The 22298-nt window shown below is 62.6% G+C and carries 22 protein-coding genes; 19 read left to right on the top strand and 3 right to left on the bottom strand.

Annotated features, from left to right (window positions below):
* The first annotated feature begins 216 nt into the window (after nucleotides 1-216).
* Nucleotides 217-4047, top strand: a complete 3831-nt coding sequence (gene dnaE / locus QUW25_RS08875; protein ID WP_289511853.1) for a DNA polymerase III subunit alpha — start codon at nucleotides 217-219, stop codon at nucleotides 4045-4047.
* A 100-nt stretch (nucleotides 4048-4147) separates the two neighbouring features.
* On the opposite strand, the gene QUW25_RS10005 is transcribed toward dnaE, so the two are convergent.
* Nucleotides 4148-4405: a helix-turn-helix domain-containing protein gene (locus tag QUW25_RS10005; protein WP_354003637.1), complete on the bottom strand. Its 258-nt coding sequence runs from the start codon at nucleotides 4403-4405 to the stop codon at nucleotides 4148-4150.
* Between the two features lie 80 nt (nucleotides 4406-4485).
* On the opposite strand from QUW25_RS10005, the gene QUW25_RS10000 reads away from it, so the two are divergent.
* The 6 genes from QUW25_RS10000 to QUW25_RS09995 are packed head-to-tail and all read left to right on the top strand — an operon-like array spanning nucleotide 4486 to nucleotide 9678.
* The gene (locus QUW25_RS10000) at nucleotides 4486-5052 is read left to right on the top strand and encodes a leucine-rich repeat domain-containing protein (RefSeq protein WP_354003636.1); all 567 of its coding nucleotides are present in this window, start codon (nucleotides 4486-4488) and stop codon (nucleotides 5050-5052) included.
* A 30-nt stretch (nucleotides 5053-5082) separates the two neighbouring features.
* On the top strand, nucleotides 5083-5649 hold the full coding sequence (locus QUW25_RS08870) for a hypothetical protein (protein WP_289511852.1): 567 nt from the start codon (nucleotides 5083-5085) through the stop codon (nucleotides 5647-5649).
* Nucleotides 5650-5659: 10 nt separating this feature from the next.
* Complete coding sequence (locus QUW25_RS08865) at nucleotides 5660-6271, top strand: hypothetical protein (RefSeq protein WP_289511851.1); 612 nt, start codon at nucleotides 5660-5662, stop codon at nucleotides 6269-6271.
* Complete coding sequence (locus QUW25_RS08860) at nucleotides 6268-8178, top strand: protein kinase domain-containing protein (RefSeq protein ID WP_289511850.1); 1911 nt, start codon at nucleotides 6268-6270, stop codon at nucleotides 8176-8178. Before QUW25_RS08865 ends, QUW25_RS08860 begins: the two co-directional genes overlap by 4 nt.
* A gap of 24 nt (nucleotides 8179-8202) precedes the next feature.
* Nucleotides 8203-8889 (top strand): vWA domain-containing protein, encoded by a 687-nt coding sequence (locus tag QUW25_RS08855; protein ID WP_289511849.1) that lies wholly within the window; start codon nucleotides 8203-8205, stop codon nucleotides 8887-8889.
* A gap of 27 nt (nucleotides 8890-8916) precedes the next feature.
* Complete coding sequence (locus tag QUW25_RS09995; RefSeq protein WP_354003635.1) at nucleotides 8917-9678, top strand: PP2C family serine/threonine-protein phosphatase; 762 nt, start codon at nucleotides 8917-8919, stop codon at nucleotides 9676-9678.
* Nucleotides 9679-9690: 12 nt separating this feature from the next.
* Here QUW25_RS09995 and QUW25_RS08850 read toward each other — a convergent pair whose 3' ends face one another.
* The gene (locus tag QUW25_RS08850) at nucleotides 9691-10050 is read right to left on the bottom strand and encodes a HepT-like ribonuclease domain-containing protein (protein WP_289511848.1); all 360 of its coding nucleotides are present in this window, start codon (nucleotides 10048-10050) and stop codon (nucleotides 9691-9693) included.
* Nucleotides 10040-10330, bottom strand: a complete 291-nt coding sequence (locus tag QUW25_RS08845) for a nucleotidyltransferase family protein (protein ID WP_289511847.1) — start codon at nucleotides 10328-10330, stop codon at nucleotides 10040-10042. The genes QUW25_RS08850 and QUW25_RS08845 overlap by 11 nt, the downstream gene beginning before the upstream one ends.
* Nucleotides 10331-10589: 259 nt before the next feature.
* Here QUW25_RS08845 and QUW25_RS08840 point away from each other — a divergent pair, with 259 nt between their 5' ends.
* The 12 genes from QUW25_RS08840 to QUW25_RS08785 all read left to right on the top strand — a co-directional run bounded on the left by QUW25_RS08840 (nucleotide 10590) and on the right by QUW25_RS08785 (nucleotide 22282).
* The gene (locus QUW25_RS08840) at nucleotides 10590-11348 is read left to right on the top strand and encodes a glucose 1-dehydrogenase (RefSeq protein WP_289511846.1); all 759 of its coding nucleotides are present in this window, start codon (nucleotides 10590-10592) and stop codon (nucleotides 11346-11348) included.
* 94 nt (nucleotides 11349-11442) lie between these two features.
* Nucleotides 11443-11826, top strand: a complete 384-nt coding sequence (locus tag QUW25_RS08835) for a desulfoferrodoxin (RefSeq protein ID WP_289511845.1) — start codon at nucleotides 11443-11445, stop codon at nucleotides 11824-11826.
* A gap of 103 nt (nucleotides 11827-11929) precedes the next feature.
* On the top strand, nucleotides 11930-13744 hold the full coding sequence (locus tag QUW25_RS08830; RefSeq protein WP_289511844.1) for a hypothetical protein: 1815 nt from the start codon (nucleotides 11930-11932) through the stop codon (nucleotides 13742-13744).
* Nucleotides 13745-13803: 59 nt separating this feature from the next.
* The gene (ruvC, locus tag QUW25_RS08825; RefSeq protein ID WP_289511843.1) at nucleotides 13804-14310 is read left to right on the top strand and encodes a crossover junction endodeoxyribonuclease RuvC; all 507 of its coding nucleotides are present in this window, start codon (nucleotides 13804-13806) and stop codon (nucleotides 14308-14310) included.
* The gene (gene ruvA, locus QUW25_RS08820; RefSeq protein ID WP_289511842.1) at nucleotides 14307-14942 is read left to right on the top strand and encodes a Holliday junction branch migration protein RuvA; all 636 of its coding nucleotides are present in this window, start codon (nucleotides 14307-14309) and stop codon (nucleotides 14940-14942) included. Before ruvC ends, ruvA begins: the two co-directional genes overlap by 4 nt.
* The gene (gene ruvB, locus QUW25_RS08815) at nucleotides 14942-15997 is read left to right on the top strand and encodes a Holliday junction branch migration DNA helicase RuvB (RefSeq protein WP_289511841.1); all 1056 of its coding nucleotides are present in this window, start codon (nucleotides 14942-14944) and stop codon (nucleotides 15995-15997) included. The genes ruvA and ruvB overlap by 1 nt, the downstream gene beginning before the upstream one ends.
* A 94-nt stretch (nucleotides 15998-16091) precedes the next feature.
* Nucleotides 16092-16550 (top strand): fructose PTS transporter subunit IIA, encoded by a 459-nt coding sequence (locus QUW25_RS08810; RefSeq protein WP_289511840.1) that lies wholly within the window; start codon nucleotides 16092-16094, stop codon nucleotides 16548-16550.
* 67 nt (nucleotides 16551-16617) lie between these two features.
* Nucleotides 16618-17199 (top strand): DJ-1 family glyoxalase III, encoded by a 582-nt coding sequence (locus tag QUW25_RS08805; RefSeq protein ID WP_289511839.1) that lies wholly within the window; start codon nucleotides 16618-16620, stop codon nucleotides 17197-17199.
* A gap of 344 nt (nucleotides 17200-17543) precedes the next feature.
* Nucleotides 17544-18620, top strand: coding sequence for an N-acetyl-gamma-glutamyl-phosphate reductase (gene argC, locus QUW25_RS08800; RefSeq protein WP_289511838.1), 1077 nt, complete (start codon nucleotides 17544-17546; stop codon nucleotides 18618-18620).
* A 68-nt stretch (nucleotides 18621-18688) separates the two neighbouring features.
* Nucleotides 18689-19963: a bifunctional glutamate N-acetyltransferase/amino-acid acetyltransferase ArgJ gene (argJ, locus tag QUW25_RS08795; RefSeq protein ID WP_289511837.1), complete on the top strand. Its 1275-nt coding sequence runs from the start codon at nucleotides 18689-18691 to the stop codon at nucleotides 19961-19963.
* A gap of 161 nt (nucleotides 19964-20124) precedes the next feature.
* Complete coding sequence (argB, locus tag QUW25_RS08790) at nucleotides 20125-21000, top strand: acetylglutamate kinase (RefSeq protein WP_289511836.1); 876 nt, start codon at nucleotides 20125-20127, stop codon at nucleotides 20998-21000.
* A 19-nt stretch (nucleotides 21001-21019) separates the two neighbouring features.
* The gene (locus tag QUW25_RS08785) at nucleotides 21020-22282 is read left to right on the top strand and encodes an aspartate aminotransferase family protein (RefSeq protein ID WP_289511835.1); all 1263 of its coding nucleotides are present in this window, start codon (nucleotides 21020-21022) and stop codon (nucleotides 22280-22282) included.
* The last annotated feature ends 16 nt before the right edge of the window (nucleotides 22283-22298 follow it).

The following is a 22298-nucleotide window of genomic DNA, read 5'->3' as shown; positions in this document are numbered from 1 at the left end:
ACCGCCTCCGACACTTTGCCGAGAAGAACCGTCGGTCCGTGGCCTCATGGGGAAGAAAGAGATTTTGTAATTCTCGCACCTGCGGAAACGCAATGCGTCGCAGTTCGGGGCCGTAGTTCTCCGACGCCCGTTATCCGGCCCTTCGGCTATGCTAGATAGCGTGAATCTTCCACCAAGCTGACGCGAATCTTCCAGAGACTGACGGGAGCCTGCCGCATGGCATTCGTCCACCTGCACAACCACTCGGACTTCTCGATCCTCGACGCCGCCACGCGCGTCTCGGACATGGTCAAGCGCGCCGTTGACCTGGGCATGCCCGCGCTTGCCCTCACCGACCACGGCTACATGTTTGGCATCCCGGACTTTGACCTGGAGTGTCGCAAGTACAACGACGGCCAGAAGGACATGCACCAGTGGAAGCACGACCTCGAGTGCTTCCAGAAGGACTGGGAGCTTGAGGAGCCCGAGCCGGACGCCGAGGACGCGCCGCTGCACGACCGCGTTCACGCGCAGTGGGCCTCCGACGTCAAGATCTGGAACGAGACGGGCGACCTCGAGGCCGTGCGCGCCAACCGCCCCTCCCTCATGATCAAGCCCATCTTTGGCTGCGAGGCCTACTTCATCACGGACGACTGCATTGAGAAGGGCACCAAGCAGCACCGCTACCACCTGATCCTGCTTGCCAAGAACGAGACCGGCTACGTCAACCTCATGAAGATGATGAGCGAGGCGGCCTCCGGCGACATGTTCTACTACTACCCGCGCACCACCCTCGACATGCTGCGTCGCTACCACGAGGGCATCATCTGCACCTCGGCGTGCGTCTCGGGCATCATCCCGCGCATGTACTTCCAGGGCCGCCCGGACGAGGCGCGCCGCTGGGCGCTCACCTACCAGGAGATCTTTGGCGAGGACTTCTACCTCGAGGTCCAGGACCACGGCCTGGCCGACCCCAACTGGGGCGGCTTCACGGACCGCACCCTCTCCGAGCAGATCGTGCGCCTGGGCGCGGAGCTGGGCATCAAGGTCATCGCCACCAACGACAACCACTACCTCACGCGCGACGACGCGCCCACCCAGGACGTGCTCTCCTGCATCGGCACCGCCTCCAAGCTCGAGGACGTGAACCGCAAGCGCATGACCGGCACCGAGTTCTACATCAAGAGCGAGGAGGAGATGCGCGAGCTCTTCTCATGGTGCCCCGAGGTCATCGACAACACGCTCGAGGTTGCCGACAAGTGCAGCTTTGAGCTCGACTGGTCGCACATGTACCTGCCCAAGTTCCCGGACCTCGACCCCGGCGAGACCTCGGAGGAGCGCTTCCGCAAGGAGTGCGAGACGGGACTGGCCAAGCGCTACGGCGAGAACTGGCGCGAGCTCGAGATCGGCGGCGAGAACGTCAAGGAACGCTTTGAGTACGAGTACAAGGTCATCTGCGAGAAGGGCTTTGCGGACTACTTCCTCATCGTCCAGGAGTACGTGCGCTGGGCCAAGCGCAACGGCATTGGCGTGGGCCCGGGCCGAGGATCTGCGGCCGGCGCCATCGTTGCCTACGCGATGGACATCACGACCTTTGACCCGCTCGAGAACGGCCTCATGTTCGAGCGCTTCCTCTCCCCGCAGCGCTCCGAGATGCCCGATATCGACATGGACTTCGACGATGAGCGTCGCCTCGAGGTCGTGGAGCACGTCCGTCAGCTCTACGGTCCCGAGCGCGTCTGCCACGTCATCACTTACTCCACGATCAAGGCCAAACAGGCCATCAACGACGCCGCGCGCGTGCTGAACTTCCCCGTCTGGCAGGGCCAGAAGCTTTCCAAGATGCTCGCCAACGACCCCAAGCTCACGCTCGACCACGCGCTCCACAAGTCCGAGAAGGCCCCCGACCAGTACTCCCCGGACTTTGAGGACGCCTACAACAACGACGCCGACATGCGCTCCATCATTGACGCGGCGCTCTCCATCGAGGGTCTTCACCGCGGCGAGGGCGTGCACGCCTGTGCCGTGCTCATTGCGCCCACGCCGGTGAACGACCACGTGCCCACAAAGGTCGACACCAAGGGCGGCGTTGAGATCACGCAGTACGAGGGCCACTCGGTGGCGGACATGGGCCTGCTCAAGATGGACTTCCTGGGGCTTCGAACCCTCACGGTCATCTCCAAGGCGCTCGCCAACATCAAGGCCAACCACGGTATAGACATCAACGTCGACGAGATCCCCTTCGATGACCCAGAGATCTACAAGCTCATGCGCGAGGGCCGCACCGCGGGCGTCTTCCAGATTGAGTCCGCGGGCATGACCTCCACGATCAAGAACATGCGGCCGACCGAGTACAAGCAGGTCGTCGCTCTTATCGCCCTGTATCGCCCGGGCCCCCTGGGCGCCGGCATGGTCACGAGCTACATCAACCGCATGAACGGGCGCGAGGAGGCCGTCTCCTACGACCCGCGCCTCGACGACATCCTGGGCGAGACCTACGGCACCATGGTCTACCAGGAGCAGGTTATGAAGATCTCGATGAAGATGTCGGGATTCTCGGCCGGCGAGTCGGACAGCCGCATCCGCAAGCCCGTGGCCAAGAAGAAGATCAAGCTCCTTACCGACACGGTCTTCCACTGGGACGACGGCAAGGACGAGACCACCTACGACCACTGGATGAACGGCGCCGTCAAGAACGACTACAAGAAGGAGACCGCCCAGAAGATCTGGGACGACGTCCTGGAGTTCGCGTCCTACGCGTTCAACAAGTCCCACTCCGCCGGCTACGCCATCCTCGTCATGCAGACGGCCTGGCTCAAGGCCCACTACCCGCGCGAGTACATGGCCTCGGTCCTCACGTCCTACATGGGCAAGACCGACAAGATCGTCCACTACGTCACCGCCTATCGCCATGAGGGCGTGGCCATCCTGCCGCCGGACATCAACGAGTCCGGTCGCGATTTCACGGCCGTCCCCGAGGGCGTGCGCTTTGGCTTTGCCGGCATCCGCGGCGTGGGCGAGGGCGTGGGCGAGGCCATCATGGCGGAGCGCGAGAAGAACGGACCCTTTGCCAACCTCCACGACTTTGTGGACCGCATGGACACCGGCCAGGCCAACCGCCGCGTGGTCGAGGCGCTCATCTGCTCGGGCGCGTTTGACTCGACGGGCTACACCCGCATGCAGCTCATGCGCTTTGTCGACAAGACCAACCCCGAGAACATCATCGACGCCGCGGCCAAGCGCCAGAAGACGCGCGCCGCCGGGCAGTTCTCGATGTTCGACCTCTTTGGTGACGTTGAGGGCTCCGGCTTTGAGAACACCGTGCCGGAGCCGGACGGCATCGAGTGGGACCGCTCCATCAAGCTTGCCAAGGAGCACGAGGTCCTGGGCCTCTACGTCTCTGACCACCCGCTGCGTCCGTACGAGTACGCGCTGGCCAAGAACCGCGACTACACGATTGCCGACATCGAGGTTGCCGAGGAGGTGGCCGACGCCACCGGCGGCGTCCACGAGCGCTTCAAGGTGCCCGAGGGCAAGGTCATCCGTCTTGCCGGCATGATCAACGCCGTGCAGAAGAAGACCACCAAGAACGGCGACCCCATGGCCATCGTTACCCTTGAGGACATGGAGGGCGAGGTCACGCTCGTCATCTTCCCCAAGCTCTACAAGAAGTGCGCGAGCGCGCTCGTGGGCCAGGTTGACGAGGAGACGGGCGAGAGCCAAGGAGACGTCTTCGTGAAGGTGGAGGGCAAGCTCGAGCGCGGTGACCGCGGCAACCAGATCATCTGCATGAACGTGGAGCCGCTCGTCCTGGACGAGAAGAGCAACCGCCCCAAGGTCCTCGAGGTGAACATCCCCGCCGCGCTGCTCACGCGCCCCTACATGGACACGCTCGGCTCCATCCTCGGCCGCTACCCCGGCCTCGACCACGTTGAGCTGCGCGTGGAGGCAACCTCCGGTGACATCATGCGCATGGAGCTGCCCTGCCGGATAGATGCGCGCAACATGGTCCTTCTCGCCGAGATGACCGACCTCGTGGGCCGCCAGGGCAAGGTCCTCGTGGCGTAGGGGCGGCGGGGACCTGTCCTTGCCGCTACCCCCCGCCTCACCCCTCATCGAGTGTACGAAAGTCGGCGAGAAGTGGGTGGGGCGAGAGCGATCAGAGGTGCTATTTGAAGGTCAGCAGATCCCTTACGTCGACCTCAAATGTTTCTGCTAACGAAAGCAGCGTGCTGAGTCTGGGATTCATCGGAGTTTCTGGCTTTGATTCTCCCTTTTCGAACTTCTGGTATGTGTAGGTCGAGATGCCCGAGCGATAGGCGACCTGCTCTTGCGTGAGACCGCGTTCAATCCGCAAGGAACGTAGTCTAATGGCAAGCAGCCTTGCATAGCTGGAGATGTCAGTACATGAGGTGGCGTTTTTCATGTATCGACTATCTGGTACATGCCATACATAAACTACCATACTAGTATGGTATTATCCAGAGGGTCGAGAGGTGTGCACGAATGGGAGACCGAGTCCATTGCATAAATGAAGGCTGTATCTCTACGGACGGAGTGCTCATTGTTCCTGAGGGCACCGTAGAAATACCCCTTTGCCTTTTCGAAGGAAATGGGCTTCTTAAGAAAGTGATTCTGCCAAAAGGGCTGAAAACAGTTGGTCCGCGGGCCTTCTCGTGCTGTTCCAATCTAGAGGAGATTGAGCTTCCGAGGTCACTTTCTTTTATCGGAGAACACGCTTTCTCGTCCTGCTCTCTACGTGATTTGGTAGTTCCATCTGGTGTTAAGACAGTTGCTCCTTATGCCTTTTCCAGCTGTGGGCGATTGGTGCACATTGTTTTGGATGAGGGTGTGACGGCCATTGAATCTCATGCCTTTGAAAATTGTGGCTCCCCTGACGCTGAGATTAAGGTCGATTTGCCTGAAAGCATAGTCAGTATTGCAGATGACGCGTTTGATAGAGAGCGGACAACATCGGCGATAAAGCCAGTTTTGATATGTGCTCCACCGGGCTCTTTCGCGCATCAGTGGGCTAAGGAACATGCGAGCGATGCGCTTAGGGCGTGGGACTAGGGTGTCAGAACCATCGATTGGAGATGACTGATGGGCAAAATTGTAGGCTGGCGTCAGGTGCCGGGCTCTGCCGAGGACTATCCCTGTGAAGAGGCTGATTATGTCATACCAGCTGACGATACATCCGACGGTTGTCTTGACGAGGACACTCGTTTTGAGGAAGTGCCCATACAGGCGCAGGCCGTAAAGTCCATCGATGCTACTGGTGAAGATGACGCAGAAGCTATTGAGCTTGAGGTGGAAGAGCTAAGTGAAGACAGCGGAACGGGGGATAAGATTGCGTCCACTCGTTCTCAGGGGGTGCCTAATCGTACCGAGATAGTGTGTCAGCATATTTCTAAACTTGCGCTTGTCTCTTACGGAGACTGGCAAAGATATTATTTTGACATAACCGAAGCCTCCTATAGATCTATTCGGAGATTAATAGAGACAGGTGAGCGGGCAGAGCGACTTGACTATTTCAGAATCTTGGAAGAAATCCAAGATGTGGTTCTTAGGCAGGCTGCCCAAGGCGTGCAAGACAAAAGGGAGCTGCGCTCCCCGAATCTGAATCGTCTCATTGAATTTGTCGGCGACAAGATGTCAGCCCAGCAGTGACGAGTGCACTATGCATGATACAGATACGCTTATTTTTATTGATACCTGCTCACTTTTGGTCTCATGCTGGGACTCCAGAGGACATGGGAGCGGTGAAACCTTTACAGCCAATCGAGCAAAAGAACAGAACTTTTGGGACATGCTCCTCCCTTCCCTTGGACGTCTCGGCGAGCTGATAGTGACAAAGCGCAACTATGATGAGCTAGTCAAATTGTCGGCTGTTCGTAATGACTCTAGGCAACCACAGCTTGCCGAGCGATGTGCACACGTGCTCAAAAGACTGCTTCCGTTGCTTGAGAACAACTTCGTTTCCATTGTTGGTGACACGAACGATCCATTTGCCGACGCCACCTTGCTCTCGGTTGCGCTTAAGTTCCGAACGCGAAAGAACATGTTGTTCATCACGCAAGATCGGGCTCTGGCAAGCGATCTCATTGCCATCTCAAACTTCAAATCTGTCCGCCCAGGGAGGCATCAAATGAAGGTGAGACGTTTGGACAGGGATGGCGGCATCGAGAAATGGCAATTCAGCGACAACAAACCGGCCGAAAAGAGCCCGAGTTCCCACGAGCCACCCGCTTCAGATGAGCATATCCAGGCACCGAAAGAATGGTGGCGATGACCATGTTTAATACTACCAAGGTCATCACCGGCGGTAAGAAAATAAAGCTCCAAGGTTCTTTGCCGGGGGAGCGCGTCGCAAAAGGTGAGTTGTTATCGATTCCAGTGGTTGCTGACGATGGCAAGCACCGAAAGAACATTGTCCTGACCAAGAAGATTGGGGCGGGAGGGGAAGGTTCGGTCTTTGAGACCAACGTTGGAGACGCTTCAGATTATGTGGCGAAAATCTATCTGCGCGAGAAGCTCACTGATATAAAGTGCGCAAAACTCGAGCTCATGATAGCAAAGGGCATCGAGTGTAAGGGTGTGTGCTTTCCCGTTGCTCTTATCAAGAATGAAAATGACGAAACCGTTGGTTTTCTCATGCCACGAGCCAAGGGGTACGAGCTTGGGAAGTCCGTCTTCCTGCCCAAGCTGCTTCAGGTCCGTTTCCCAAAGTGGACGAGAAAAGACACCATCCAGCTGTGCCTCACCATTCTCCATAAGATTAAGTACCTGAATGACAGGGGCATTATCTTAGGTGACATAAACGGGCAGAACATCCTTGTTGTGTCTCCGACTGAGGTTTATTTCGTAGATTGCGATAGCTATCAGATCGGCAGCTACCCGTGTCCCGCGGGAACGGCTCACTTTACGCCGCCCGAGGCTCAGGGGAGAAGCTACGAGACATTTCTCCGCACTCAGGCAATGGAGAACTTTGCCATTGCGACGCTGCTTTTCATGATTATGTTGCCCGGGAAGTCCCCATATTCCGCCGTGGGTGGCGCAGACCCAGCTGAGAACATAAGACAAGGTAGTTTTCCTTATGAGAGTGATGACAACTCAAAGGTGCCGCCGGGAAAGTGGGGCTTCATCTGGAGCCATATGTCGTTTAACACGCGCAAAGCGTTCGTCGGGACGTTTCGCAGGGGCGGAGACTATTTCGAACCCGAGAAGCGAATGAATGCCGACGGATGGATTGAGGTTTTCGAGAAGTACTGGTACGGCATAGACCATATGCTCGACAACGATCCAATGGCGATGGACCTCTTTCCCACGCGTCTCAAGATGCGCGAGTGCAAGAAATGTGGGAAACGGTATATCCCCAAGCCAGACAGGCACGTCTCCCTTTGTGATGAATGCTATGGATATTCGACTGAAGGACGTCGTGAGTTTCATGAAAAATGGCTTAAGGAAGTGTGGAAAAGCTATCCATGCAAAAACCCAATGTGCCATAACAACGTAACGCTCTACAACAGGGACCAGAGCCGCTACCTAAACAAAAGACTTCCGGAGTATTGCCAGACATGCTGGCAGGAAAGCCATGAAGAGGAGCGCCGTGAGTTGGCGCGAGAAAAATGGTTGGGGGAGGTGTGGAAGAGTTACCCCTGCAAGAACCCAAAGTGCCATAACACCATAACGCTTTATAACAGGGATCAAATCCGCTATCAAAGCAGGCGACTTCCTGAGTATTGCCAGGAATGCTGGCAGGACGAGCCGTGCAAAAAGTGTGGCTATGTAGCGGCAAAGTGGATGCATGACGAGCGAGACGGACTTTGTCGTAGGTGCTACGAGGAAGAACAAAGAGAAAAACGACTCATGCAGCAGAGTGCTGCGAATCAATCATCTGCGTCTAAAGCGGGAAGACGCTCCACGTTCAGTCCTACGAGCTCTCGAAATCAAGGGCGTGCTGCTGCGCCAGGAATAAACCATAGGTCCGCTCCTGTTCGTCCCGCTGCGAAATGGTCTGATTCTCAGACGCCCGCTAGACAAAAAGTCCGACAAACTCGTCGCAAGACGCGAGACAACGTGGTGAATACGCAGCAGGGTTCTGGCGGCTTTTCGCAGTGCAGGGATGCGATAATCGTCTGTTTCTCCTTGCTATTCATGCTCTATTTGATTGCTTCATGTATTGGTTCTGTCAATTAAGTGACTAATGAAAGGAAGTAAACAATGAACGAGCTTATGAAGATTGGTGTCGAGGACCTGTTTGACAACCCAACGCCTCGTGTTCCGGTTGCGCTGTGCCTTGATTGCTCGGGGTCAATGAACGGCGAGCCCATCAACGAGCTTAACGAGGGTGTAAAGACGTTCTATCAAGCTATAGACGAAGACGAGATTGCTCGTTTCTCGGCTGAGATTTGCATTGTGACGTTTGGGCCGGCGGAGCTTGAAGCGGACTTTGCAACGCTTGACGTGCGGCCTCAGCCTCCTATTTTGAGTGCATCGGGGAACACTCCAATGGGCGAAGCGGTTAAGCTCTCGCTCGACAGTCTTGAGCGCCGAAAGGAGCTCTACAAAGAGAGCGGCGTGGATTACTATCAGCCCTGGCTGGTTCTCATGACTGACGGCAAGCCATATGGTGGGAGCCTGGAACTGCTAAACCAGCAGGTCAATCGCGTGACTAGAATGGTCGAGTCTCGAAAGCTCACGGTTTTCCCGATTGGTATCGGCTCTGAAGCAGATATGGGGACTCTCCAGCGCTTTTCGCCCGGTCGCTCTCCTCTGAGGCTTCAGGGGCTCAAGTTCTCGGAGTTCTTCTCTTGGCTTAGCAAGTCTGTCTCACGTGTCTCCCAATCAACGCCTGGTGACAAGGTTGCCCTGGATTTCGAGGGAATTCGTGGCTGGGCGGAGCTGTAACTTCTGGGATTTGGAGGCTAAGACCCCATGAAGCGGGTAGTCTGGAAACGATGTGGATATGCAAGGCGGGGACGCTCACACCTTGCCGATCATGTTGTGTGTCAGGATAGCGTTGGGACATCCTATCGTCGCAACGTGAGCGTTGTTGCGCTTTCGGATGGAGCTGGCTCTGCGGAACTCTCCTATGTTGGCTCAAAGGTCTGCGCTTCCGTGCTGTGCGATGTATTCTGTCGCAGCTTTGATGTCATTTGGAGGATGCCGGAAGAAGCCGCTCGCGCTTCGATCGTGAGGGCAATCCGAAAGGCGCTGATGGAGAAGCTGCCGAGTGGATACGAGATGAGCTCGCTCGCATCAACCGCCCTTGTCGTTGCCGTGAAGCGGAACAGGTATATTGCAGCTCATCTTGGCGATGGTGTTATAGGAATGCGAGGCAGGGACTCCAGTGGTGATTTTCTGCGGGCGTTGTCAGGCCCAGATAACGGAGAATACTCAAACGAGACCATCTTCATTACATCAAGTGATGCCGTAAGTAGACTTCGGTTATATCGAGGCTTGGTCCAGGATGGGGGAAGTCGTGCGACAGGCTTCCTCCTCATGTCGGATGGGCCGGAAGCGGCACTGTATCGCAAGCAAGATGGTCAGCTGGCCCCGGCATGTTCAAAGTTACTTGATGCGGTGAGTTGCTCGACTAAGGGCGAGGCAAATAGCCTCCTTAGCGAGACTCTTGAGCTTATCGCATCTACCAAGACATTCGATGACTGTTCGATTGCGCTCATGTCTCATGTCTAGAGCGAGGACAACCTACTCGATTGCCCGCTTGCAGATCGCAGCGAGTCCCGGCAGGTCCACCTCGATGGCGTCCCAGACAAAGTCGAAGTCAAACCCGCCGTAGGGATGGGCAATCTTGCTGCGCATCTTGGCGACGTCCGCCCAAGGGTATGACGGGTCAATCTCCTCGAAGACGCTGCGATATTCGCTTACCAGCTCACAGATGCGTAGCATGGGCATGGTGAGCAGGTCCTGACAGTCGGTCGAGCGCGCATAGAGGTCTTTGTCAATATGAAGCTCCTCAATGCGCCGCCAGATCATCTCGGCGTTGCGCACCAGCTCTTCTATGATGAACGCCTTAGCTTCCTCTGGCACCTCTCGCTCACGCCTCATAGAGCACCACGCCTTCAGCTTGGGCAGCTTTGCGCACAAAGGGATAGAGGTTCTTCTCGCCAAAGATGACGTCGACGGGACAGCCGAGTGCCTGCTCCAGCTCGCGGTAGATTGCGCCGCGAGCAAAACCGAGGGGGCCAGGGGATTCGACAATGAGGTCAACGTCGGAGTCCTCCTGGGCTTCCCCGCGCGCGAAGCTGCCGAAGAGGGTGACCTTGCTGAGGCCATGACGCGTTGCCGTTGCCGCGACGGCGTTTTGTATGTCATCGAGACGAAGCATGGGTACCTCCTCGTCAAAAGTATACCCTGCAGGTTGTTGAGGGATAACGAGGTTCGTCTGCGCGGGACGCCTTCGCTCTGTCCTCACCGAGCGTACGAAAGTCGGCGAGAAGGGCGGCGAAGGCCTGGCTGACTGCCCGCGCGGCTGCTTGCCGAAAACGGGGGTGCCGTCTGCCGCATTGTTGTTTCCTCCAAGCCTCGGCAGGGGTAAGGAAACACCAGGTTTGCGCATGGGGCGCAAGCAGCGGAAAGGAAACAGCATGAGGCTCGAGAACAAGGTCGCCGTTGTCACGGGTGCGTCGTCTGGTATGGGTCACGCCATCGTGGAGCTCTTTGCGCGCGAGGGCGCCAAGGTTGTTGCCGTGGCGCGCCGCAAGGAGCGCCTGGAGGAGCTTGCCGCCAGTCTGGCCGACGCTCCGGGCGAGGTGGCCGTCTATCCGGGAGACATCTCGTCGCGCGAGGTTAACGAGGGCATGATCGACTTTGCCGTCAAGCAGTTTGGCACCCTCGACATCCTCGTCAACAACGCCGGCATCATGGACGACATGAGCCCGGTGGGCGACGCCACGGACGAGAAGTACGAGCAGGTCATGGCCGTCAACGTCTACGGCCCGCTTGCCGCCATGCGCGCCGCGGTGAACGCCTTCAAGGCCTCCGGCACCAAGGGCTCGATCGTCAACGTGGCCTCCGTGGGCGGCATGCGCAGCTGCGCGGGCGCCATCTACTGCGCCTCCAAGGCCGCCCTCATCTCGCTCACCAAGAACACCGCCTACATGTACATGGCGGACGGTATCCGCACGAACTGCATCGCGCCGGGCGGCATCGTGACGGAGATCGCCACCTCGATGGGCGTCCCCAACCCGGCGGGCTACGGTCGCATCAAGCCCGTGCTCGACTGCGCGCCCGCGCCGGGCTCCGCAGAGGAGATCGCCGCCGCCGCGCTCTTCCTGGCAAGTGACGAGGCGAGCTACGTGAACGGTGCCGTGCTGCCCGTCGACGGTGGCTGGATAGCCGGATAGGTCCGTTTTTCTCGCCCGACGCAAGAATTGCGAGCAAACGGGTACGAGAAGAGCAGCGCGCGCAGAGGGCGGGCGGCAGTTGAGAGGGGTAGTCATGGCAGAGGCAAAGTTCTATCGCTGCAACCACTGCGGCAACATCGTTGCCGTCGTGAAGGACGGGGGCGTCACGCCGAGCTGCTGCGGCGAGCCCATGGAGCTGCTCGTTGCCGGCTCCACGGATGCCGCCACCGAGAAGCACGTGCCCGTTGTTGCCCAGGATGGCAACCACATCGTCGTCTCCGTGGGCGAGGTTGCCCATCCCATGCTCGAGGAGCACTACATCGAGTGGATCGCGCTCGTCACGGACGGCAAGATCTGCCTCAAGCACCTCAAGCCCGGCGACGAGCCCAAGACCAAGTTCGGCGCCTGCTGCTCTGCGGGCGGCACCGTCTACGCCTACTGCAACCTTCACGGCCTCTGGAAGCGCGACCTCGCGTAGCGCGCCCACAAGACGGAGTGGCTGCCTGGCCCCGGGACACCGGGGCCTTTCCGTGCGTGCGCTGTGGCACAATGGAGGCGGAGGCTACGAGGAAGGTCGTTGCATGAAGCTTGCGATTGCCCAGATAAAGACGCGTGCCGGAGCCTTTGAGGAGACGGCGCGGCGCATGGTCGAGTGCTCACGGCGCGCCGCCGAGCAGGGCGCGGAGCTGCTCGTCTTTCCCATGGCTGCGCTCTGCGGATCCTCGCCGGTGCAACCCGTTGACCGCGAGGGCTTTATGGTCGACCTTGCTGATTGCGTGATGGGACTGCTCGACGAGCTCGCGTGCCCCTGTCTCATCCCGGTGCTCACCGAGCTGGGGGACGCTTCCGTGCCCGATGCCCTGCTCGTGGCAGACGGGGACATCACCCCCGTGGCAATCTCCGCGCGCCTGGGCGCCGCGGCGGCGGGCCCGGAGAGCTCCGAGGGCGCCGGCCTCCCCGAGTTCTCGTTTGCGGGCGCGCGCCTGGGCGTCGCCTTTTCCTATGACGACCTCGACGTCTACAACGATTACGAGTACAACGTGGACGTCATCATCTACCTGGGCGGCTACGGCTTTGCCGTGGACGACCCCTCGAGCGCGCTCGGCTCCTCGCTCACGGAGGGGCGCTTCCTCAAGGACGCCGAGACCACCGGGGCGTGGATCGTGGGCGTTGGTTCGCTCGGCTGCTATGACCTGCAGGTCTTTTGCGGGTCGAGCTTTGTCCTGGCGCCGTGGGGCGAGCTTGCCGCCCAGGCCCCGAGCCTCGAGGAGGCGCTGCTCGTCTGCGACGTTGACCCCTCCGCGGAGGGCCCTCTCGCCGAGCCGCTCACCCCTGAGGTCTACGACGCGCCGCTCATGACCTGGGGCGCCCTCTCGATGGGCCTGTCCGAGACCTGCGAGCTTGCCGGCGCGCCCGGCGCCTGCCTCGTGGCGGACGGCAGCCTCGCCTCGTCGCTCGTGGCGGCGCTCGCGACGGACGCCCTCGGCCCCGAGCGCGTCCGCGTGCTCGCCGCGCCCGCAGGCGACGCTGCCGAGCAGGTCGTCTCAGACCTTCTGCGCTCCCTGCGCATCCCCGCGGACCACATTGTGCGCCACGCGCGCAACACTGCCGGCAACGGCGCGCTCGAATGTGACCTCGCACAGGTTGAGCTCGCGGCGCTCGCTCGCGAGACGGGCTTTTTGCCGCTTGGCGCGCGCGATAAGACCGGGCGTGCCCTCGAGGAGCCGCCTGGGGTGGATGCCTCCTGCCTCTGCCCCCTGGGGGACCTCTATCGCTCTGACCTTCTCGCCCTCGCGCACCTGCGAAACACGATGTCCCCCGTGATTCCCGCGCTGGCGCTCGCCTCGGTTGAGGTGCCGGAGGTTGAGGGCCTCTCTGACGAGCTGGGCGGCGCCGAGGCGCGCCTTGGCTTCATCGACCTGGTGCTCTCGAGCTACCTTGAGTGGGAGCTCCCGCTCTCTGACATTGTCTCCGAACGTGGCCGCGCCGAGCTCGTGACGGCCATCATCTCCCAGCTCCGGGCGTGCGGTGACGCCCCCCGGCAGTTTGGGGCGCCCTCGCTCATGATGTCCTCCCGAACGCTCGGCGAGGGCATGGCGCCGTTTGGCCTGGCGTGGGTCGACCGCGCCCGGCCCGCGGAGGGCCGTCTCGCCGGGAAGCTCTCGAGCCTTGCCGATAAGGACGGGGCCGAGGAGGAGCCGCAGGAGCGGGAGGAGCGTCCGGAGAGCGGCGTGAGCCACGAGCAGGAGGTCCGCGATCTTCTGGGCTACCTGAGGGACTTCTCCGCCGGCGGGGTCTTCTCGCCGTTTGACACGTCGGGCCCCGCGGGACAGGGCGGGCGGCACGGGGAAAGTCCGTCGCCGTCACTTTGGGAGGGGCCCTTCTCGCAGAACTGACTTGCAGCCGCGCGCTCCTCTGCTATTATAGAACGGACGTTCGAGCACCTTGGAGGCGCATGGTTGTTCTGGGCATAGATCCGGGCCTCGCCCATACGGGATGGGGCGTGGTGGAGACGCGGGGGTCCATCTGCCGCGCCCGCGCGTACGGCTGCGTGACCACCCATGCCGACGAGCCCATCGACGTGCGCCTGGGCAGGATCTACTCAGAGCTCAGAAGCGTCATCGAGAAGTACGGCCCCACCGAGCTCGCCATCGAGAGCATCTACTTTGGCGAGAACACCAAGTCCGCCATTGCCACCGCGCAGGCGCGCGGGGCGGCCATCGTGGCGTGCTCGACGGCGGGCCTCTCGGTGGGGGAGTACACCCCCATGCAGATCAAGCAGGCGGTCGTGGGAACGGGCGCCGCGGACAAGTACCAGGTCATCTATATGGTCCGCACGATCCTCGGCCTCGATCACGACCCTCGGCCCGACCACGCGGCGGACGCCCTTGCCGCGGCGGTCTGCCACGCCAACGTAACGAGAACCCAGAGCCTTGGGCAGGCAAGGAGGTCCATCGCGTGATTGTCCAGCTAACGGGAACGCTTCTTGAGGTGCTGCCCTCCCGCGTTGTTCTTGACGTGGGCGGCGTTGGCTATGAGCTGGGAGTCTCTTCCACCACGGCGGCGGCGCTGCCGCACGCGGGCGAGGCGGGCGTCACCATCCTCACGCGTATGATCGTGCGCGAGGACGCCATGGAGCTCTATGGCTTTGCCTCCCGTGACGAGCGGGCCCTCTTCGACCAGCTGCGTGCCATCTCCGGCGTGGGTCCCAAGCTCGCGCTCTCCGTCCTCTCGACCTTCTCGCCGGCGGTGCTGGCGCAGATCGTCACGGCCCAGGATGCGGCGCGCATGGCGCAGGTTCCCGGCGTGGGGCGCAAGAAGGCGAGCCGCCTGCTCGTGGAGCTCTCCGACGTGTTCTCCAAGAACGCCGAGCTGCGCGGGCTGGTGGGCCTCATGGAGCCCGATGGCTCCCCGCTGCCGCTGGCGGCGCCTGCGGGTGCGGGCGTTGAGGCGGAGGCGACCGAGGCGCTGCTCTCCATGGGCTTTACCGGCCAGGAGGCCGAGCTTGCCCTCGAGGGCCACGCTGAGGCCGGGGCCACCACCATCGAGCAGGTGCTCGCCTATGCGCTGCGCCGCCTGGGGAGTGGTCGCTAATGTGGGAGGCCAGCGAGAAGGACCTTTTTGCCCAGAGCGCGCCCGTGCGGCCGGTTGGCCCGCGCGACGTCTCCGGCGAGCTCACCTCCGAGGACCTCGACCAGGACCGCACCCTGCGCCCACGGACCCTTGACGAGTACATCGGCCAGGAGCGCGTTCGCGAGAACCTGCGCGTGCTCATCCAGGCCGCGCGCGACCGCGGCGAGGCTCTCGACCACGTGATCTTCTCGGGCCCTCCGGGTCTGGGCAAGACCACGCTTGCCGGGATCGTGGCAAACGAGATGGGTGCCAAGATGCATACCACCTCCGGTCCCGCCATCGAGCGCGCCGGGGACCTCGCGGCCATTCTCACCAACCTCGAGGAGGGCGACGTCCTCTTTGTGGACGAGATTCACCGTCTCAACCATCAGATCGAGGAGATCCTCTATCCCGCGATGGAGGACTTCTTCCTGGACATCGTGATCGGCAAGGGGCCGGCGGCGCGCTCCATCCGCATTGACGTGCCGCACTTCACGCTCGTGGGCGCCACCACGCGCACCGGCCTTCTCACCGGCCCCCTGCGCGACCGCTTTGGCATCTCGTATCGCCTGGACTACTACACGCCCGCTGAGCTGGCCGTCATTGTCACCCGCTCCGCGCGCATCCTCGGCGCGGACATTGACGAGCAGGGCGCGGCGGAGATTGCCTCTCGCTCGCGCGGAACGCCGCGCCTGGCAAACCGCCTGCTCAAGCGCGTGCGCGACTATGCGCAGGTCAAACGCGAGGGAAGCATCACCTGGGAGGTTGCGGCGGAGGCGCTCGAGTTCTTCGAGATAGACGCGATGGGTCTCGACACCATGGACGTGCGCATCCTCACCGCGCTCTGCGAGACGTTCCGCGGGCGTCCCGTGGGCCTTACCACCATCGCCAGCGCCGTCTCGGAGGACCCCTCCACGCTCGAGGACGTCTATGAGCCGTACCTCCTGCAGTGCGGGCTCATCGTGCGCACGCCGCAGGGGCGTCAGGCAACGCTTGCCGCCTTTGACCATCTGGGCATGGAGCCGCCCGCACGGTAGTCTTGCGCGGGCGTCTCGCGTGCTTTTCGCTATGATAGAGGCCGTATTGTGCTGTGTGGCGCCTCGGCGGCGCCCTTCCCAGAAGGAGACCATCGTGAGTGGTTTTGTTTCGGCAGATAACGTCTTCGTTGGGCAGAGTCTCGGGTCGCGCGAGGACTTTCTCCACTTCATCTCCGACAAGGCTGCCGAGCTGGGCGTCACCGACGATGCCTCCGCGGTCTACGATGCGTTTGTCGCGCGCGAGGAGATGGGCGAGACGGGTATGACCGACGGCTTTGCCGTGCCGCACGCCAAGTCCTCCGCCATCAAGGACCCCGCCATCATCGTCGTGAAGAACGATCACGCCGTCAAATGGCCGAGCTTTGACGACAAGCCCGTGAGCATTGCCATCTCGCTGCTCGTGCCGGACGGAGAGGCGGGGACCTCCCACATTCGCCTGCTCTCCAAGACCGCCGTCCTTCTCATGAAGGATGCCTTCAAGAATCTCATCCAGGGCACCGACGACGTCCAGGCGATCGCGGACGCCATAAACGCCGGAATCGATGAGGACTAGCCTCGCGCTGGATTGGTCAGCTGGCCCCGTCGACGCTGTCGGCGGGGCCTTCGCATAAGGAGGAAACATGTTCAATCAGGCAACCGAGAAGCGCGTCGCCGTGTTCGTGGCGCCCGGCCTCGAGGAGATCGAGGGGCTTACGGTGGTGGACCTTCTCTACCGTGCCGGCGTTCCCTGTGACACCGTGGCCATAACGCCCGAGCGCCAGGTGACGTCCTCGCATGAGGTCACCATCGTATGCGACCGTTCCATCAGCGACGCGGGCTTCTCGTTTGATGACTACGACCTGCTCGTCCTGCCGGGAGGCATCCCCGGAACCCCCAACCTGCGCGCCTGCGAGCCGCTCTGCTCCGCTCTGGTTGACCACGCCGAGAAGGGCCTGCCGCTTGCCGCAATCTGCGCCGCCCCCTCCATTCTGGCGGAGCTGGGGCTGCTGCGCGGGCGCCGCGCCACGTCAAACCCGGGCTTCCAGCACGTTCTTGTTGAGCAGGGTGCGGAGCTTTGCGCCGACGAGCCCGTCGTGGTCGACGCAAGCATCATCACCAGCCAGGGTGCGGGCACGGCGATGCTCTTTGCGCTCGAGATCGTTCGCCACTACCTTGGCGACGACGCCGTCGAGCGCGTCCGCGCCGGAGTCGTCCTGAAGTAGCCCGCGGGTTCCGTTGCCTCGCCTCCGCCCTGTTCCTGTCCCTGCCCTCGCCCTGCTTCGCGGGTGTACGAAAGTCGGCGTGCGTTTCTCGCTCTGGGTCTGACGGGCTTGCGTTTCCCCAGTTGGCAGATGCCGGTTTGCGCCTGGTGGGCGTTACACAAAAAGACTTTCGTACACTCGGCGAGAGGGGCGGGGCGAGAAGGACCTTGAAGTGTGACAAGCACGTGACCGAATGCGCACCCGGCTTGACCAGGGGCTGGTCGTTGCTTATCTTCTCGGTATCAAAATACTGCTTTGTTGCATATTCATACTGAAATATGCAATATCGAGAGAGGTTTATCCAAATGGAGCGCATTAGGGCATGTGTTGTGGGGGCTACGGGGTATGCGGGCATCGAGGTGTGCCGTCTCGTCCTTTCGCACCCCGCTCTCGAGCTGACGATGGTGACGGACCGCAAGGAGGCTGGCACGCGCCTCGACGCGTTCTATCCCTCCATGGCCGGCGCATGTGACCTCGTCCTGGTTCAGCCCGAGGCGGATGCCATCGCCGCGGCGGCCGACGTGGCGTTTCTCGCCGTCCCGCACACGGCGAGCCTCGCGCTCACCCCGGCGCTTCTCGAGCGCGGCGTGACGGTGCTCGACCTCTCCGCGGACTACCGCCTGCATGACGCCTCCGTCTACGAGCAGTGGTACGCCACGCCGCACACGAGCCCCGAGCTTCTGTCCCAGACCGTGTACGGTCTGCCCGAGCTCAACCGCGCGGGACTTGCCGCCCTCGCCGAGCGTCGCGCGCAGGGGGAGGCCGTGCTCGTTGCCGTTCCCGGCTGCTACCCCACAGCAACGGCGCTCGCCGCGGCGCCCGCGCTCTCGCAGGGCATGGCCACTGGTGACCTCGTCATTGCGGATGCCATCTCCGGCGTGTCCGGTGCCGGCCGCGGCTGCAACGCGCGCACCCACTTCTGCCACGCCAACGAGTCCGTCGAGGCCTACGGCGTGGCCAAGCACCGCCACACGCCAGAGATCGAGCAGACGCTCTCCGAGGTGGCGGGCAGAGAGATGTCCGTCGTCTTCACGCCGCACCTGGCGCCGCTCACGCGCGGGCTTCTCTCCACGGTCTACCTTGAGGCGGCACCGGGGGTCACAGCAGCGGACGTTCAGGCAGCCTACGAGCGCTCCTATGCCAACGAGCCGCTGGTCACGGCCCTTCCCGCAGGGCAGATGCCCGCCACGTCATCGGTCTTTGGCACCGCGCGTGCCCAGGTGGGCGTTGCCCTTGATGACCGACGCCGACGCACGATTATCGCCTCCTGTGCGATCGACAACCTTGGGAAGGGCGCTGCCGCCCAGGCGGTCCAGTGCGCCAATGCCGTGCTCGGCCTCCCCGAGACCGCCGGGCTTCTTGCCCCGGCGCCGCTCGTCTAGTGCATCCAACCTGTCCAACAGGTACCCGGTACAAAGTGGACACATCAAAACCAGGGGAGAAGTGCAACATGGAGATGATTGAGCCGCTTTGCGTTCCCACGGCGCAGGACGCGCCGGAGGCGTTTGGCTTTGAGCCCTGCGAGGGAGGCGTCTGTGCCGCCGCGGGCATTCGCGCGGCGGGCGTTTCGGCGGGCTTTAGGAAAAACCCCAACCGCTATGACCTCGCGCTCGTTGTTGCGGACCAGACATGCGTGGTGGCGGGCACCTTTACCACCAACCGCTTCTGCGCGGCGCCCGTGAGCGTGAGCCGTGAGCGCGCCGCCCGCGGCCGTGCGCGCGCGGTGGTGCTCAACTCCGGCAACGCCAACGCCGCCACGGGCGAGCCCGGCCTTGCCTGCGCGCGTCGCGCCACGCAGATCGTGGCCGCAGAGCTGGGCTGCGACGAGGAGGACGTGCTCGTGGCCTCCACCGGCGTGATCGGCGTGCAGCTGCCGCTCGCGCCCTACGAGTCCGGCGTCCCGGCCGCCGTGGCCGCGCTCGCCGCCACGCCGGCAGCTGCCCACGACGCCGCCTGCGCCGTCATGACCACGGACACCCGCCCCAAGGAGGTTTCCTTTGCGGGGACGCTTCCCGATGGGCGCACGGTCCACGTGGGCGGCTTCGTGAAGGGCTCGGGCATGATTCAGCCCAACATGGCAACGATGCTCGCCGTTCTCTCCACGGACGCGCCGCTCACCGCCTCGGCCGCGTACGCGGCGCTCTTGGCTGGGGTGCGTGAGGGCTTCAACAAGGTGACCGTTGACTCCGACACCTCCACCAACGACACGGCCCTGCTCTTTGCCACGGGGGCCGCCGGTGGCGAGCAGATCGACGAGTCCTCTCCCGCCTACCCGGCGGTTGCCTCCGCCGTCAAGGGTGCCTGCGTCGAGCTCGCGCGCCAGATAGCCGCGGACGGCGAGGGCGCCACCAAGCTCGTGACCGTGAACGTGACGGGCGCGGCCAGCGAGAAGGACGCGGACACCGTGGCCCGCTCCATCGCCAACTCGCCGCTCGTCAAGACGGCCGTCTTTGGCCACGACGCCAACTGGGGCCGCGTGGCGGCCGCGGCGGGCAAGTGCGGCGTCCCCTTCGACCAGGCCAAGGTCGACATCGACTTCCTGGGCGTGCCCGTGTGCCGCTCCGGCCTCACCGTGCCGATGGACGAGGACGACATGCTGCGCCGCTTTGAGGCGCCGGAGGCCCAGATCACCGTCAGCCTGGGCATGGGCGAGGCGTCCACGCGCGTGTGGACCTGCGACCTCACCCACGACTACGTTACGATTAACGGCGACTACCGGACGTAAGAACCGGTCTCGCGCGCCGCCGGCGGGGAAGGTCCGGCGCTCAGACAGCTTCGCCGCAAAGAACGCGGCTGCAGAACTCGCGGCGGACCTTCCCCGCCGGCGGCGCGCGAGACCGATCTTGACCCCCACGTTCTTCTCGCCAGCGTCTTTTGGAGGCAGACATGAAGCAGCGCGATCGCCAGCAGCGTGAGGCGGCGGCCTCGAAGGTCGATGTCCTCATGGAGGCGCTCCCGTGGATCAACAACATGCGCGGCAAGACCTTTGTCATCAAGTACGGTGGCGCCGCCATGGAAAACGACGAGCTCTGCCGTCAGGTGGTCGCGGACATCGAGCTTCTCAAGCTGATGGGCATTCGCATCGTGCTCGTCCACGGCGGTGGCAAGGCGATAAACGCGCAGCTCAAGGCACTCAACATTCCCGTCACCTTCAAGGGTGGCCTCCGCGTGACCGACGACGCCACGATGGACGCGGTCCAGCAGGTCCTGGTGGGCCAGGTGAACCAGCGCCTCGTCTGGGCGCTCAACGAGTACGGCCACAACGCCGTGGGCATCTCCGGCGCGGACGGCAAGACGCTCAAGGCGGCGCCCATCGACCCCGAGCTGGGTCGCGTGGGCCGCATCCGCGAGGTGGACCCGAGCCTCATCGAGACCATCCTCGAGGACGGCTACATTCCCGTCATTGCCACCGTGGGGTGCGGCGCGGACGGCTTTTACAACATCAACGCGGACGTTGCCGCCGGCAAGGTTGCCGAGGCGATGGGCGCCGACAAGCTCATCTACCTCACGGACGTTGACGGCCTCTACGGGGACATCAACGACGAGGACTCCCTCATCCAGTCGCTCTCGCGCGCCGAGACGCACGTGCTGCTCGAGTCCGGCGAGCTTGGTGGAGGCATGATCCCCAAGATTCGCTCCATCGCGGAGGCCCTCGACGCGGGCGTCTCCGAGGTGGTCATCCTTAACGGAACCTTCCCGCATTCGCTGCTTCTTGAGATCTTCACGGACGCGGGCTGCGGTACCATGTTCACGCAGGACTAACCCATACGAAGGGAGTCGCATGTCCGCCGAAGAGAAGAAGTCGTCCCCCGTAAGCGACGCCGAGTTGGACGTGATGCTTGACGACCGCTTTGTCATGCACACCTATGGTCGCCTGCCCGTCGAGTTTGTCTCGGGCCACGGGGCAACCCTCGTTGACTCCGAGGGGAGGGAGTATCTCGATCTTCTCGGCGGCATTGGCTGCGCGAGCCTGGGACACGCCCACCCTGTCGTGGCCGACGCCATCCGTGAGCAGCTCGGCCGCGTCTGGCAGACCGGCAACTACTTCTACGCCGAGCACCGCGGCGAGCTTGCGGCGGCCCTCTCGACCATGCTCTCCAACACCACCGACGAGGGCGGGCACGTCATGGGCTCTACGGGCACGCACTGGAAGACGTTCTTTGCCAACTCCGGTGCCGAGGCCAACGAGGGTGCCATCAAGCTGGCTCGTCGGTGGGGCCAGGAGAAGCTCGGCGGGGCGCACGTCATCGTCACGGCGCGCAAGAGCTTCCACGGGCGTACGCTCGCGACGCTTGCCGCGACCGGTCAGGACAAGTTCCACCAGAGCTTCCGCCCCCTGCCCGAGGGGTTTGTCTCCGTTCCGCTGAACGACATCTACACCCTTCGCGAGCGCATTGGGCGCGGCGGCATCTGCGCCGTGATGCTCGAGTGCGTCCAGGGCGAGGGCGGCGTGTGGAACGCCAACTACGACTACCTGCGCGACGTGCGCGAGCTCTGCTCCGAGGCGGGAATCCTGCTCATCTGCGACGAGGTCCAGACGGGCTTCTACCGCTGTGGCTCCCCGTTCTGCTACCAGCGCTCCGAGATCGAGCCGGACGTGGTTTCCATGGCCAAGGGCATCGCCGCGGGCTTCCCCATGGGCGCCGTCGCCGCGCGCGCCGAGGTTGCTGACCTGCTGCAGCCCGGCGATCACGGCTCCACCTTTGGCGGCAACCCGCTCGCCTGCGCCGCGGGCCTGGCGACCGTGCGCACCCTCGTTGACGAGGAGATTGGCGAGCACGTGCTCTCCGTCGGGCGCCACCTGCGCCACCGTCTCACCGCCATGCACCACGTCACCGAGGTGCGCGGCCATGGTCTCATGCGCGGCGCGCAGCTCGACGCGCCGGTCGCGGCGCGTGCGGTGGAGGAGGGCCTGACCGACGGCCTCGTCCTCAACCACATTGGCGACTCCATCCTGCGCTTCCTGCCGCCGCTCGTGATCACGCGCGCCGAGGTCGACGAGGCGTGCGACCGCCTCGAGGCCCTTCTCGACCGTTTGGCGTAACCAGATCGTCCCGCCC

The organism is Thermophilibacter provencensis (assembly GCF_030372065.1).
Taxonomy (GTDB): Bacteria; Actinomycetota; Coriobacteriia; order Coriobacteriales; family Atopobiaceae; genus Thermophilibacter; species Thermophilibacter provencensis_A.
The sequence above is the reverse complement of the archived record's forward strand: the minus strand, read 5'-3'. Positions and strand labels throughout refer to the sequence as shown.